Genomic DNA, 16,614 nt, shown 5'->3' on the forward strand with positions numbered 1-16,614 from the left:
AATTAAAATGATAAAGAAATTAATAAGTGCTGCAGTTTTGTCCATGCTTTTGACCACAAACGGACAAGCACAATCAGTTCAAAATACTGATAAACAAATTGTAAAAGTTGACTTTGATTTTTTTCAAAGAAGACTAGAAGAAGTTCACGATCCGAGTTATGATTCGTGGGTGATTAATGAAGGAAAAGAAGCTGAAAAATCATTTAATAATGTGTCATTTAAGCTAAAAGGAAACTTTACTTCAAAGTGGTATAAAGTTGGAATGAATGCTCCATTTTATAACAAATTAGGAAGTGACGGATTGGTTACGAATGAAAATCTAGAATTGAAAATTAGCGGATTGAAATCGGGAAAACATACGCTTTTGACTTTTCATAATGCTTTTGATGTGATTACAGGAAAAACTTTTTCTCCAATCAAAATCTATGTAAACGGAAAACTTCAAGAAACAGTAAATGCAAGTCAGAGAGCCAATGCTAAAATTGATGCTTCAATGGCGTATATTACTTTTAATGCAGAGAAAGGAAAAGATGTAATTGTTCGTTTTGAAATTGATCCAACTTCAAACCCTGATATTGTAAAACAGATTGTAATTAACGGTTTTGAGATTGATACGCCAAATTTAATGAATCAGGCTAGAACTCCTGAACCAAAAAATAGAGACGAACATGTTGAAGTGGGCAAAACTTTAACTCTAAAATGGGACGCTGTAAAAAATGTGGCATCGCATAAAATATATTTCGGTGAAGACAAAAATGCAGTAGAAAACGCAACAGAATCTTCAAAAGAATTTAAAGGAAAACTGACTGAGAAATCATATACGGTTTCTGATTTATATTCGGGAACAACTTATTATTGGAGAGTCGATGAAGTGGATAATAATGGCGAAGTTACATTAGGAAATGTATGGTCGTTTAAACCTGCTCAATTGGCTTTTCCAGGTGCAGAAGGTTACGGACGTTACGCTGTTGGAGGTCGTGGCGGAAAAGTAATTGAAGTGACTAATTTAAATGACGATGGCCCAGGAAGTTTACGCGATGCAATCAATCAGGAAATTGGTCCAAGAACGATTGTTTTTACTGTTTCGGGAAATATCAAACTGGCTTCTAGATTAGTAGCAAATCAACCTTATATCACTATTGCGGGACAAACGGCTCCGGGAGAAGGAATCACGATCAGCAGAGCGCCAATTGGGTTGACAGGAAATGATGGTGTAATTCGATTCTTAAAAGTGAGAATCGGAGGCGGAACTACTTTTGACGGAATGGGATTAACAGGTGCTGATTATAGTATTATTGATCACTGTTCGATCAGCTGGACAATTGATGAATCGTTTAGCTCACGTGGAGCGCATCATATTACTTTACAAAGAACTTTAATTTCTGAAGCGTTAAACATTGCGGGACATGATAAATATCCTGCAGGAAAAATGCATGGTTTTGCAGCAACAATTGGTGGAGATATTGGTAGTTTTCATCACAATTTATTGGCGCACAACCAAGGTCGTAACTGGAGTATCGGAGGCGGTTTAAACGGTGATGGTTATTACACTGGAAGACTGGATATTACAAACAATGTAGTTTACAATTGGGGAGGAAGAACAACTGACGGTGGTGCAAACGAAGTAAATTTTGTAAACAATTTTTATAAACCGGGCGCTTCAACTACCATATTTGTAGCGCTAAATGCGCAACACGAAGGTGTCGGAAAAGGAATGCAGCGTTACTATTTTAACGGAAATATTATGCCAGGCTACTTTGATGAGAAATCTCAGGATAAAGGCAGAAAATCTACTATAAGCCATAATGAGAAAGTAGATTATGAAACTTTTGTAGACAAACCATTTTTTCCTTCTTACGTAGAAACGCAATCAGCTAAAGCGGCGTATAAAAATGTACTTTCAGATGTTGGTGCCAATCAGCCGTTTTTTGATAAACACGATAATAGAATTGTAGACGAAACTTTAAAAGGAACTTTCACTTACAAAGGCAGTAAAAGCGGTTTAGGCGGTATGATTGATAACGAACAAGATGCAGGAGGATGGCCAAATTTTGCTTCAGAAACTCGTCCGACAGATTGGGATACAGATCATGATGGATTGCCAAATTGGTGGGAAAAAGCTTTTGGTTTAAACGAAAATTCAAAAGCAGGAGATTTCTCAGATGCAAATCAAGATACAGACAAAGACGGATTTACGCAGTTGGATAATTATTTAGACTGGTTGGCTCAACCTCATTATTTTGTGAATTCGGGAGAGAAAAAGACTTTAAGTGCTCCAGATTATTTTAAAGGCTATGAAAACAAACCAGTTTATACTTTTTCTGATCTTAAAAATGGAAAAGTAGTTTTAAAAGGAAAAGAAATTCAATTTACAGCTGTTGAAAAAGGATTTGCTTCTTTCGTGCTAACAGTAAAAGATGCAGAGGGAGATTCAATGAGCAGAACCATTAATTTCTTTGCAAAATAAATTATTAAACCATATAAGTGATATAAGATATTATAAGTTTAACTTAAATCTGTACTGCGAAAGTTTAAAAAGGTTAGTTTAAATGAACTTATATTGCTTATATGGTTCAAAATTATAAAAGAATGAAAAAAATATTAAATGTTTCCCTAGGATTGTTTTTTGTTAGCACCGTAATCTTTGCACAGAATAAAGGTTTGGTTGCGAATTCAGAAAGTCCTTATTCTAAATTGCAAAGCGTTGGCCTGCAAGACGTAAAATGGACAAACGGATTCTGGAAAGAACAATTTGATGTAGAAACCAAAAATACACTGCCGTATATGTGGGATTTGTATCATAACGATGAGATTTCGCATGCTTATAAAAACTTCGAGATTGCAGCTGGTTTAAGCAAAGGAACTTTTAAAGGGCCTTCGTTTCATGATGGTGATTTCTATAAAATTTTTGAAGGAATGGCAGCAACGTATGCCGTTACAAAAGATAAAAAACTCGATGCTGAAATGGATAAAGCGATTGCGCTTTTCGCGAAAGTACAGCGTAAAGACGGTTATATTCATACGCCAGTTTTAATCGATGAACGCTGGGGAACTTTAGGACCAGAAGAAGTGAAAAAACAATTGGGTTTTGAAAAATACAATATGGGACATTTGATGACTGCAGCCTGTATTCATTATCGTGCTACAGGAAAAACAAATTTCCTCAATATAGCAAAAGGTGTTGCCGATTTCTTGTATGATTTCTACAAAAAAGCTTCACCAGAATTGGCTCGAAATGCGATTTGCCCGTCTCATTATATGGGAATTGTCGAAATGTATAGAACGACTAAAAATCCGAAATATCTGGAATTAGCCAATAATCTAATCGATATTCGCGGAACAACAAATGATGGAACAGATGACAATCAGGACAGAGTGCCGTTTAGACAGCAGACTACCGCAATGGGTCACGCTGTAAGAGCAAATTATCTTTATGCGGGAGTAGCCGATTTGTATGCCGAAACGGGAGAAAAGAAGTTGTTAGACAATTTAGAATCCATTTGGGATGATGTAACGTATCGTAAAATGTACATTACGGGCGGTTGTGGTTCCTTATACGATGGAGTTTCGCCAGACGGAACTTCTTATGATCCAACAGTGGTTCAGAAAATTCATCAGGCTTACGGAAGACCTTTTCAATTGCCAAATGCAACGGCTCATACCGAAACCTGTGCTAATATTGGAAATGTGTTATGGAACTGGAGAATGCTTCAAATTACAGGAGATGCTAAATATGCTGACATCGTTGAATTAGCATTATACAATAGTGTGCTTTCGGGAATGGATTTAGAAGGAGAAAAGTTTCTTTATAATAATCCGCTGAATGTTTCTAATGATTTACCGTTTCACCAAAGATGGGGAAATGAACGAGAAGGTTATATCGCATTATCCAACTGTTGTGCACCAAACGTAACAAGAACAATTGCCGAAGTTGGAAATTACGCTTACAATATTTCGAAAGAAGGTTTGTATGTCAATTTATACGGAAGTAATCAGTTGAAAACAAAATCTTTGAATGGTGAAGAAATCGAGATCGAACAACAGACCAATTATCCTTGGGACGGAAAAATAACGTTGAAAATTGTAAAAGCTCCTAAAGATTTACAGAACTTCTTTTTAAGAATTCCAGGCTGGAGTCAGAATGCTGAAGTTTCTGTTAATAATTCGAAAATTACAGATAAGATCGATGCTGGAACCTATTTGAAATTAAACCAAAAATGGAAAAAAGGGGATGTGATTGAATTGAATCTTCCAATGCCAGTTGAGTTAATGGAAGCGAATCCGTTGGTTGAAGAAGTAAAAAATCAGATAGCTGTAAAAAGAGGGCCATTAGTTTACTGTTTAGAATCAGATCAGCTTCCTTCGAAAATAAGTGTTAATGATGTGGCTTTAAATTTGAAATCGAATTTCGCAACAAACAATTTTACCTTGAATAATAGAAACTTAGTAAGCATTGATGCTGAAGCTATTATAAATTCTAACAACTCGTGGAATAAATCTTTATACAAACCGCTTTCTTCTAAAAATGAGGATACTGTACAGGTAAAATTGATTCCGTATTTTGCGTGGGGAAATAAAGGAAAAGGTGAAATGACAGTTTGGATGTCGCATTAAGTTTTTGACAAGGATGAAACGGATTTACGTTGTAAAGACGCGGATTATAAGCGGATTTTTAAATTTGTCATAGAAGTATAAACGCAAAGTTTGTCATTTCTACGAAGGAGAAATCTTCGCAAGTAGCTCGACAAAGATTGGTGATTAAGATTGCGGGGTTCTAGTGTGATTCCTCGTTCCTCGGAATGACAAAAAACGAAATAAATAAAAAAATATGAAATACATTCTAACCTTATTTTTAATTACAACACTTTCTTTATCAGCTCAAGCGGTCGATAACAAATTAGCATTAACCGTTGCTCAAGATGGTTCTGGTGATTTTAAAACCATTCAGGAAGCGGTAAATAATGTCAAAGACAATTCAGAAATACGAGTTGTAATAACAATAAAGCCAGGAAAGTATGTTGAGAAATTAGAAATTCCTGCTTCAAAACCATTTATCACTTTAAAAGGAATTGATAGAAACAAAACCATAATTTCATTTGATGATTATTCTGGGAAACCGCTTCGCGAACCAGATCCATCGGGTAAAAAAGAATTCGGAACTTCAACTTCTTATTCTTTTTTAATTAAAGGAAATGATTGCAGATTAGAAGACCTTACTGTCGAAAACACAGCTGGAAGAGTAGGGCAGGCAGTGGCGCTTCACATAAAGAGTGATAGAGTTGTTGTGAAAAACTGTAATCTTTTAGGAAATCAGGATACGATTTATCTATCTGAAGGAAATACACGAACCTACTTTGAAAACTGTTTCATCAACGGTACAACCGATTTTATATTCGGAGCTGCAACGGCTTATTTTTATAGATGTACAATTGAAAGTTTAATCAATTCATATATCACAGCAGCTTCAACTCCGCAAGGGCAAGCTTACGGTTTTGTTTTTGCTGATTGTAAGCTTATTGCAAATGACAAATCAGTAGACAAAGTATTTTTAGGAAGACCTTGGAGACCTTACGCACAGACTGTTTTTATCAATACAGATCTTGGTTCGCACATTATTCCAGAAGGGTGGAATGCTTGGATTGATACTCGTTTTCCTGACAAAGATAAAACTGCTTATTATGCAGAATTTGGAAGTAAAGGTTCGAGTGCAAAAAATATTTCTCAGCGAGTATCATGGTCACATCAATTGAAAAAAGAAGATCTTAAAAAATACAATCGAGATTTAGTTTTAAACGGATGGGATCCGAATAAATAACGTTTTAATTTTACCCAAAATAAGTAACCTTAAACAGAACAAAATTTTAATTTAACAAAAACCCGCTGACATCAATGTTTAGTGGGTTTTTTGCTTTTTTGAGGTCAGCAAAAAATGGATAAATTATCCTTTAAGTTTCGTTGGTCAGAATTTACTTTTAAAAAATATTTTTTTTAGTAAAAATTATTCAAACTTTTTTTATGCTATCCTGTAACTATCCTGTTTATTTTTTTGTAGGTTTTTTATCGTAAAATAAATATGCTTTTAGTATTTATCTCTATCGATTTCGTTGAAAAAGCGTTTTTTATAAGCTCTTATTTATCAGGAATCAATGTAATAATTTTGAAGAATAAATACTATATGTCTATTTTTGATATAAATCTTATTGGTTTTTAATTAAAATGAGTTTGTAAATTTTCTTTTAAGCAAACATTTGTCTTAAATATTTAGGTTCGTTTATTTTTTCCGTTCGTTTTTTATTAATATTGTTTTTTTAGTCATATTTTTTTTGACATTCTGCCATTAAAACAGGATAGAGCAGGACGGTTGTAATCTATCATCGTCATATTTTTGGAATATTAAAATAAATGTGTTTTTAACATTTAATAATCTTTATTAAGATTTCTTTAAATAAAGTTTTATTATAATTAAGACATGTTTAAAACATGACTAACTAACATTAATAACCTAACCAAAAAAACATTTATGAAACAAGCACTTATAAAAAGATGTAGTTTTCTTTTGTTTACACTGATGAGTGTATTGAGTTATGCTCAAAGTAATCAAGTTACAGTAACAGGAGCTGTTACCGATAATTTATCTGGTCTTCTTCCTGGAGTAAACGTAACTGAGAAATCTACAAAGAATACAGTTACAACAGATTTTAATGGTAAGTATCAAATTAAAGTAAAACCTGGCGCTACTTTGGTGTTTTCATTTATAGGAATGAAAAAATTAGAAATTGCGATCAATGGGCGTACTGTAGTAGATGCTAAATTAGCTGAAGATTCAAACGAACTTCAAAATATAGTTGTTGTAGGTTACGGTACTCAGAAAAAAGAAAAGCTTACCGGGGCAATTGCAACGATTAATGCTGCAGATGTTCAAGATTTACCAGTTTCTAACTTATCTGATGCTTTGAAAGGATTAGTTCCTGGATTAGCTGTTATAGATGGAGGAGGACGTCCAGGTGATGCTGCTTCTTTACAGATTCGTCAAACTTTCAGCTTTTCTAAAGATGGAGGATTCAATACACCATTAATTGTTATTGATGATATGGTGCAGGTAGATCCTGTATCGGGTTTCCCTACCTTAGATGCTTTTAACCGTTTAGATCCTTCTGAGATAGAAAGTATTACCGTATTAAAAGATGCTTCGGCAGCTATTTATGGTTCTCGTGCTTCTCAAGGTGCAATCGTTGTAAAAACTAAAAGAGGTAAAGCTGGTGTTACTAAGTTTTCATACTATAGCCAGTTTGCAGTAAATGATGCTGTGAGCCATAGTAAAACTATGAGCGCTTATGAGTACGGACTTTGGTCAAATAGATTTCTATCAGTTAAAAATTTAAGCAACAATGGAGTAGGTTATTTTTCTGATGCTGAATTGGAGCAAATGAAAGGCTTAAATTATGATTGGTTAAAAGAGGCTTGGAAACCTGCAACTCAAGATAAACATACTTTGACTGTTACTGGAGGTAATGAAAAAATGACCTATTTTGCTGGTCTTAACTATTTTACTCAAGGAGCAAACTTAGGTAAGCAGGATTATCAAAAATGGAATTTCAGAACTGGTATTAATGCGAAAATTTCTAATTCATTAGATTTTTCTGCAGCAATTGCTACCAATTCTGGAGATATAGAAAAATCATTTACAAAAGCTTCGGCTAATATTAATGATAGCAGTTACGGAAGTATTGCTGGTGGAGGAGAGCAAGCAGATTACGGTTATTTGCTACATATGCCAAAATATATTCCTTGGGAAACTGTAGTGGACGGAAAAGATTACTATATGTCTCCTTTTCCTAAAACTACTAGAAACTTAGGAAGTGCAAATGCAAATACAACAATTGCAGGATGGAACTATTTTGCAACTTTAAACAATGGTTCTAAACAAGTTTCGGATGATTTCTCATACAACGTAAACATGTCTTTGAACTATAAAGTTCCTTTTGTAAAAGGACTATCTCTTAAAGGTACTTTTGCAAGAACAGAAAGCACTGGATATACAGAACAAGTTCAGTTGCCATTTGATTTAGCTAGAATTAAAAATTACGAACTTCAAGATCGTCACTTAGCTAGTGCAGCTGTTCCAACAACTGCTTCTACAGGAAATTATCAAATTGATACTAACGTTCGTAACTCTCGTGTGTACTATAACACTTCTCTTAGCCGAAATAATCAAACTAACTTTTTTGCAAATTATGCTAGAGTATTTGGTAATCATGATGTTAGTGGTATGGTTGGTATGGAGCGTACAGAGGCTGAATACAGAACAACACGTTTAGCATATGAAGGTACAGGAAAAGATTATGCTGGAACTTATCAGACAGCTGGAACAATTTCTCCAAACTCAATTAATACAAAAGGAGAATCAGGAACACTTTCTTATTTAGGTAGATTCAATTATAGCTATAAGTCTAGATATTTGTTAGAATTTCTTTTCCGTAGTGATGCTTCAACAAAATTTGCTCCTGAAAACTACTGGGGATTCTTCCCTTCTGTTCAGGCTGGATGGATTATGTCTAAAGAAGATTGGTTTACTAAAGCATTGCCAGGCATAGATTTTCTTAAGCTTCGTTATTCTATTGGTAAAACTGGTAAAGATAACGTACAGGCTTGGAGATGGATGCAGTACTATGATGTTATAGTTGATAAAGGTTCTGTGTTTGGAACTGGTGCTACTGGTGGATCTTTAGGAGGCGGTGTTACTCCAAAAGTTAATCCAAACAGAAATGTTGGTTGGGATACAACAATCAAAAATAACATTGGACTTGATGTTAATGTATTGAAAAATAGATTACAAATTAATACTGACTTTTATTATGACAGAACAACAGATATGTTAACTAACATGGCAGGTGCTGTTGGTGTGCCAATTTCAGTTGGTGGTGGTTTTGCTGAACAAAATTATGCAGCTGTTGATGCTTGGGGACTTGAGGTAAGTTTGAACTGGAGTGATAAAATCAAAGATGATTTTAGTTATAATGTTGGAGTAAACTTTGGATACTCAGATAATAAAGTAAAAAAATATCCAGACCAAGCTTTACAACATCCATCATTTAATGTAACGCAAACAGGATCTTCTACTTTCTTCCCATATTGGGGATTCAAAACTTGGGGCGGAACATCTACAGGAGACGGAATTTTACGTACAGATGAAGATATTGCAAACTACTGGGCTTATTTATCAGAAAGAGCGGCTGCGGCTGGAACAACACCAAGCTTCAATAAAATTACAACTATGGCTGGAATGGTTAAAGGTATGCTAGCTTACGAAGATGTTGGTGGAGCATTTGATCCTGCAACTGGTAAACAAGCAGGACCTGATGGAAGAATCGATAAAAATTTAGATTATCAGAAATTAGTAAATGCAAATAGAACTTATGGTTTTACTACTAATTTAGGTATGAAATATAAAGGGTTTTATGCTAGAACTCAAATTTCTACATCTTGGGGCGGATTCCGTGAACTTGATGTAGTAAAACAAGGAACTGCAACAGCACACAACATGTGGGCTCACGAAAGCTACTGGACAGATATGTACGGTCCTGATAATGTAAATGGTAAATATCCTAACTTGGCCTTATATGATGATGAGTTGGTTGGTGCTCCTTCAAACTTCTGGCAATTAAATAATTTCCGTTGTTTTGTTCGTAACTTAACTGTAGGTTATGGTTTACCAAAAGACGTTTTAAATAAATTAAATATCAGCAGTTTAGCAATTGGTGTAACTGGAAATAATCTTTGGGATTTCTATAATCCATATCCTAATCATTATCGCAATATGTATGATTCATCGTATGATACTTATCCAACTTTGAGAACTTGGTCTGTTAACTTAAGTGTATCATTCTAATAAAAAATAAGTAATTATGAAACTAAGAATAAACTCAATATTAACTCTTGTAGTATTACTTATAGTTAGTGCTTCATGTAGTGACAATTTTCTTGAGGACAAGAAAAATTTTGGACAAATTGATGATTCATTTTATCAAAGTCAAGATCGTACAAATTGGTATATAAACAATTTATATTACGACTTCTTCTATGCGTATAAATCTCCACAGGCAACTTTTGTTGGTCAATACACAGATGCATACTCTAGATTAACGGAAGAAATAGGAGGGATTACAGACCTTGTAAATCCAACAAAGACTTTAATAAATTCTGATGATGCTACAAATTATTTTGGAACCAAATTAGAAGATAAAATTAAAAATGAGCCTTACAACCGTATTAGAGACTGTAATAGTTTCTTAGAAGATGTTGATGTAAAAGGATCTACTTTAGATAAAACATTCCGTGATCGTGCAAAAGGTCAGGTATATTATTTAAGAGCAATTCAGTATTTTGATTTAATGCGTATGTACGGTGGTGTGCCTCTTGTTACTTCAACACAAGGAGCATCTTCTACAGATGAAGCAATAAAATTACCAAGAGCTTCTGTTACTGAAGTAGTAAAACAAATTGTAGCAGACTTAGATATGGCAGCTTCATTATTGCCTGGTAACTGGCCAGACGCAGGTGCAGATTATGGACGTTTTACAAAAGGAGCAGCTTTAGCACAAAAAGCAAGAGTATTGTTAACATATGCTAGCCCATTGTTTAATAAAAACTGGGATGGTTCTACAGAAAGATGGGAGGCTGCATTGCAAGCTGGTTTAGCTGCAGAAGCTCAATTGACTGCGGATGGTTATGGTTTATATGGAACCAATGCTAAACAATGGAATGATATGTTTACATTGGAAGGATTTAATAAAGAAGCAATTGTAGTTCAATTATTAGGAAACGGAGCAACACTTTCTGTTAGTAATAACAATTCATGGGAAAAAGCGATGCGTTTAGTTAGCCAAGGTGGTACTGGAGCATTTGAAGCACCAAAAGAAATGATTGACTTGTTTCCAATGTCTGATGGAAAAAGACCAACAGCTGCAAATGGGTACGATCCGTTCTTATTCTTTAAAAAACGTGATCCTAGATTTTACAGAACATTTGCTTTCTCTGGAATGAAATGGGGATATGCAGAAAATGCAAATAGTGTAGCTTGGTCTTACCGTTGGTTAGACTCTGCAGATAAAGATAAACCATATTTTAGTGATAACAATCAAGAAAATAGCCCTGCTTACGTAAGAAAAATGTCGAATGTTACGGCATCAAATGCGACTAATTTCCAATATTCTGTAACTAATATTATCGAGTATCGTTATGCGGAGTTATTATTGAATATTGCTGAATGTTATGCTGCAAAAGGCGATATTGGTAATGCAGTGAATTACATTGGAAAAGTTAGAGCTCGTGTAGGAATTCCAGCTGCTGATAACTACGGAATTGGTATTTTAGCTGATAAATATGCTGCGATTGCGGCTTGTTTATATGAGCGTAGAGTAGAATTAGCTTACGAAGGAAAACGTTTCTGGGATGTACAGCGTTGGATGCTTTATAGCGACGAAGCTCTTCCAGGAATTAACGGAGGTACAGTTTCTAAATTAGGTTTGACGCCAATTAATGGTACGCAACGTACAGGTTATTATTTACAGTATAATAAAACAGCTACTAAAACAGATCCGTTGACTAGTGCACGTGCATCAATTAGTGTAGATCCAGATGCTGCGAATTTTAATGCTCAAATAGATGCTTTAGCAACTTTTTATACTACTAATTTCACATTTACAAATTTATTGACTCCTTTGGATAACGTAAATAACGCTGCTGCTCAAATTAAGTTTAATCCAAATTATTACATAATGGGATTACAAACTAGTATTCTAACTCAGAATACTTGGTTACAGCAAACTGTTGGATGGAACGGTGGAACTGCAGGAACATTCAACTACCAAGAATAAATTTTATTATAAGAAACAGAATATTATATAAAGCTTTTCACCTGTATTCGTCAAAAGATACAGGTGATTTGTTTAAAAAGAATTACCACAACTAGAAATTAACATGAAAAATTCCGCATTATTTATCGCATCATCTCTGCTTTTTTTAGGAAGTGCAAAATGTTTTGCTCAATATCCGAAGATTAGTCCAGAAGTTCAGGCTCAGGAAAAAGCTATCAAAGAAGAAGCTCAAAGGCTTTCTGATGAAGCATGGACAAAAGCTTTAGTAGTTATTGAAGAAGAAGCAAAACATGGAAAACCTTATATTCCGTGGGCTGCAAGACCTACTGATTTACCTCAGGCAGAAATTCCTGCCTTTCCAGGTGCTGAAGGTGGTGGAATGTACACTTTTGGAGGTCGTGGCGGAAAAGTTTACACGGTAACAAGTCTAGAAGACCGTGGACCTGGAACTTTACGTGAAGCCTGTGAACAAGGAGGAGCGAGAATAATAGTGTTTAATGTTGCTGGAATTATCAGATTAAAAAGTCCGTTGATTATTCGTGCGCCTTACATTACAATTGCAGGTCAGACTGCTCCTGGTGATGGTGTTTGTATCGCTGGAGAATCAACTTGGATTGATACGCATGACGTAATTATCAGACACGTGCGTTTCCGTCGTGGAGAAACTTTCGTAGGACGTCGTGACGATGCTATTGGAGGAAATCCAGTTGGAAATATTATGATCGATCACGTTTCTGCAACTTGGGGATTAGACGAAAATATGTCAATTTACAGACACATGTACAATCCAGGGCCAGGTTACCCAGATATCAAAGTTGGAACGGTAAATATTACAATCCAAAACAGTTTATTCGGAGAAGCTCTTGATACTTACAATCACGCTTTCGGAAGTACTTTAGGAGGAGAAAACTGTTCTTTCATGAGAAATATGTGGGCAAACAATGCAGGAAGAAACCCTTCTATTGGTTGGAACGGAATTTTCAACTTCGTTAATAACGTAGTTTTCAACTGGTACAACAGATCTACAGATGGTGGAGATTATACTGCTAATTACAATATCATCAACAACTTCTATAAACCAGGACCGGTAACCGATTTAACACAGCCAATCAGCTACAGAATTTTAAAACCAGAATCAGGAAGAAGCAAATTGCCTTACATGGTTTTTGGTAGAGCTTATGTAAACGGAAACGTTGTTAATGGAAACGAAAAAGTGACTAAAGACAACTGGGATGGCGGAATTCAGTTAGAGAATAAAAAAGGGGAATTAATGACGTATGATGAAGCAAAAGAATACTTCTCTAAAATGAAAGTAGATAAAGCTTTCCCGATGCCTTGGTTCAACAAATTCATGACTGCTGAAGAGTCTTATGAATTCGTTCTTAAAAATGTTGGAGCTACTTTGCCAATTAGAGATAAAGTGGATGAAAGAATCGTAAGAACAGTAAAAACAGGAGTTCCTGAGTATGCTAAAGGACTAGAGAAAAAAACTTTCTACCAATTCGAACACAGACGTTTACCTATGGATTCTTATAAAAAAGGAATCATTACGGATGTTTCTCAAGTTGGAGGATATCCGGAATACAAAGGAAAACCTTACGTAGATACAGACAAAGACGGAATGCCAGATGCATGGGAGAAAAAATACGGTTTAAATCCGAATGATCCATCTGATGCACAAGGAGATTTAAATGGAGATGGATACTCTAATATTGAAGATTACATCAACGGTGTAAATCCTGCAATAAAAGTAGACTGGAAAGATTTGGCTAATAACAAAGAAACATTAGTTAGACCTTTATTAGATTTAAAATAAGGAACAATTTTTGAAAACATAAAATTGCTCGCAAAGTCGCTAAGGCGCAAAGATTATAAAAGTGAAGCATAAAAAACTTTGCGCCTTAGCGACTTTGCGAGATTAAAAAGTTAAGCAGATAAAAAAATATTTAACTTTTTTAACCAAGGCAAACTATGTTTTAAATCAGATAAAAAAAGAAAACTTATGGCACTAAATAAAATAAATGCTGGTTTATTATCGCTGGTTTTTGCATTTTCAACTTTAAATGCACAACAGCATTTAGATCCTGAATATGTAAAAGTTACCAACGAAAGAGCTGCAAAAATCGTTACCAAATTAGATTTGAAAAACGAAGCAAAAGAAAAAGCAGTTTCAAATATTATCGCGCAGCAATTCAGAGATTTAACTGAAATTCAAGATGGAAGAGATGCTGAAATCAAAAAAGTAAAAGAAGATACTTCTTTGGCTAAAGAAAAGCAAAACGAGAAAATTGATAAATTGAAAGCAAAGGCAGACGAATCAATTGCAAAACTGCATAAATCTTATATCAAAAAATTAGGCAAAGAATTGTCTGAAGATAAAATCACTGAAGTTAAAGACGGAATGACTTATGGTGTGCTTCCAATTACGGTTGCAGGTTACAACGATATGCTTCCGAATTTGACAGCAGAACAAAAAGACTATATCTACAAAGCTTTAGTTGAAGCTAGAGAACATGCAATGGACGCAGGTTCTTCTAAAGAAAAACATGGCTGGTTTGGTAAATACAAAGGAAGAATCAACAATTATTTATCAAAACAAGGTTACGATTTAAACAAAGAAAGTGCCGACTGGCATAAACGTATCGAAGAAAGAGAGAAGAGTAAAACAAAAGATTCTACTGCAAAAGAATAATCTCTTAAAAACTAACTACTATTAACTAGACCACACAATTCAATGCAAAATATTTTTCCCAACCGTACTTTAAAAAGAACATTTATGGCGTTGTCATTTTGTTCACTTGTGTCATCGGCTTATGCCCAATATCCTGTAATTCCAAAAGACGTTCAAGCTAAGGCAGATGCCCTTTTAGAAGCTGACGAAAAGAGATTAAGCGAAATCTGGAATGCCAACTTGCATATCATAAAAGAAGAAGCAAAACAAGGAAAACCATATTTGCCTTGGGCTTCTTATCCAAAAGATTTTGTTCAAGCAGATATTCCTGCTTTTCCAGGTGCTGAAGGAGGCGGAGCCTATACGCAAGGTGGACGTGGAGGAAAAATATTCGTAGTGACGAGTTTAGAAGATAGTGGAAAAGGAACTTTTCGCGAAGCTTGTGAAGCTGTTGGAGCAAGAACAATTGTTTTTAATGTTTCGGGAATTATCCATTTAAAAAGCAGAATCAGCATGCGTGCACCTTACGTGACAATTGCTGGACAAACTGCTCCTGGCGACGGAATTTGTATTGCAGGAGAAACTTTAGAAATTGACACACACGATGTTATAATTAGACACATGCGTTTTAGACGTGGTGCAACAGAAGTGACAAGAAGAGATGATGCGCTGGGAGGAAATGTAATCGGAAATACTATAATTGACCACTGTTCTGTAAGCTGGGGATTAGATGAAAACATTTCTTTATACAGACATCAATTTGCACCTAACGCAAAGTCGAAATTGGAGAAATTGCCTGCTTGTAATATCACGATTCAGAACACTATTTCAGCAGAAGGTTTAGATACTTATAATCATGCTTTTGGAAGTACAATTGGCGGATTAAATAGTACTTTTATGCGCAACTTATGGGCCGACAACATTTCAAGAAATGCTTCTATCGGAATGTATGGAGACTTTAATTTTGTGAATAACGTAGTATTTAATTGGTGGAATCGTACTCTGGACGGAGGTGATTATCGTTCGATGTTAAATATCATCAATAACTATTTCAAACCAGGTCCAATAACACCTGCAAACGAACCTATTGCACATAGAATTGTAAAACCAGAATCTGGATATATTGAACCTAAACAATACGGAAGAGCTTACGTTTCAGGAAACTTTATTGTTGGTTCTCCTGAAGTTACGGCAGACAACTGGAATGGAGGAGTACAATTGGAAAATCTTCCAGAAGCGGAAACGGCAGCATTTTTAGCAGCAATAAAACAGCCAAAACCTTTTTCTATGCCAAAATTCAATATCATGTCGGCAGAAGAAGCTTATGATTTTGTTTTGACGAATGTTGGAGCAACAATTCCGAAAAGAGATGCAGTTGATGAAAGAGTGATCAAACAAGTTCGTACAGGAAAAATCGAAGTAAAAGACGGTTTAGAAAATTCAATCGGAAAAGAGTATATCAAAAGAAGATTACCGGCTGACTCTTATAAAAAAGGAATTATAACGCATCCTGATCAAGTTGGCGGATATCCAACTTACAAAGGGAAAGCCTATAAAGATTCAGATAATGACGGAATTCCAGATGCTTGGGAAAAGAAATATGGTTTAAATCCAAATGATGCTTCAGACGCTAATAAAGATGCAAATGGAGACGGTTATACCAACATCGAGAAATATTTTAACGGAATCGATCCAAACACTAAAATTGATTGGACGAAAACGGAAAATAATACGGATACTTTAGCGAAATTAAAGTCTTTATTACAATAATGATTTTAATCAGTTAAATATTCTAAACAACAACCTGACAGGTTTTCAAAACTTGTCAGGTTTAATTACACAAAGAATATCCATCTAGTTTGTCATTTCGACGAAGGAGGCTCGAGCGATAGCGAACAGGCGAAGCAAATCTTCGCAAGAAACTCCAAAAAGTATATCAATCTTTGTCGATTTAGCAACGAAGATTTATTTCATCCGTTTGCTATCGCTCGGGTCTCCTTCGTCGAGATGACAAGATTGGAGAAAATAGGATTTTATAAATTTATTGTTCCTTAAAAGGTTAATTTT

At 35.0% G+C, this 16,614-nt stretch carries 8 protein-coding genes; all 8 read left to right on the top strand.

The window, feature by feature from the left end; translation table 11 throughout:
- Nucleotides 1–7 precede the first annotated feature (7 nt).
- The 8 genes from AAYQ05_RS13125 to AAYQ05_RS13160 all read left to right on the top strand — a co-directional run bounded on the left by AAYQ05_RS13125 (nucleotide 8) and on the right by AAYQ05_RS13160 (nucleotide 16,317).
- Nucleotides 8–2,467: a pectate lyase family protein gene (locus tag AAYQ05_RS13125; protein ID WP_343543907.1), complete on the top strand. Its 2,460-nt coding sequence runs from the start codon at nucleotides 8–10 to the stop codon at nucleotides 2,465–2,467.
- 122 nt (nucleotides 2,468–2,589) lie between these two features.
- A complete protein-coding gene (locus tag AAYQ05_RS13130) occupies nucleotides 2,590–4,614 on the top strand; it encodes an aceric acid hydrolase (protein WP_343543909.1) in 2,025 nt (674 codons plus the stop codon).
- 214 nt (nucleotides 4,615–4,828) lie between these two features.
- The gene (locus AAYQ05_RS13135; protein ID WP_343543911.1) at nucleotides 4,829–5,815 is read left to right on the top strand and encodes a pectinesterase family protein; all 987 of its coding nucleotides are present in this window, start codon (nucleotides 4,829–4,831) and stop codon (nucleotides 5,813–5,815) included.
- 705 nt (nucleotides 5,816–6,520) lie between these two features.
- On the top strand, nucleotides 6,521–9,889 hold the full coding sequence (locus AAYQ05_RS13140; protein ID WP_343543912.1) for a SusC/RagA family TonB-linked outer membrane protein: 3,369 nt from the start codon (nucleotides 6,521–6,523) through the stop codon (nucleotides 9,887–9,889).
- A 16-nt stretch (nucleotides 9,890–9,905) separates the two neighbouring features.
- Nucleotides 9,906–11,876 (top strand): RagB/SusD family nutrient uptake outer membrane protein, encoded by a 1,971-nt coding sequence (locus AAYQ05_RS13145; protein WP_343543914.1) that lies wholly within the window; start codon nucleotides 9,906–9,908, stop codon nucleotides 11,874–11,876.
- A gap of 103 nt (nucleotides 11,877–11,979) precedes the next feature.
- Nucleotides 11,980–13,692, top strand: a complete 1,713-nt coding sequence (locus AAYQ05_RS13150; RefSeq protein ID WP_281632954.1) for a polysaccharide lyase — start codon at nucleotides 11,980–11,982, stop codon at nucleotides 13,690–13,692.
- Between the two features lie 186 nt (nucleotides 13,693–13,878).
- On the top strand, nucleotides 13,879–14,568 hold the full coding sequence (locus AAYQ05_RS13155; protein ID WP_343543916.1) for a DUF3826 domain-containing protein: 690 nt from the start codon (nucleotides 13,879–13,881) through the stop codon (nucleotides 14,566–14,568).
- Between the two features lie 42 nt (nucleotides 14,569–14,610).
- On the top strand, nucleotides 14,611–16,317 hold the full coding sequence (locus tag AAYQ05_RS13160) for a thrombospondin type 3 repeat-containing protein (RefSeq protein WP_343543918.1): 1,707 nt from the start codon (nucleotides 14,611–14,613) through the stop codon (nucleotides 16,315–16,317).
- Nucleotides 16,318–16,614 lie beyond the last annotated feature (297 nt).

Origin of the sequence: Flavobacterium movens (assembly GCF_039581425.1) — a bacterium.
Taxonomy (GTDB): domain Bacteria; phylum Bacteroidota; class Bacteroidia; order Flavobacteriales; family Flavobacteriaceae; genus Flavobacterium; species Flavobacterium luteolum.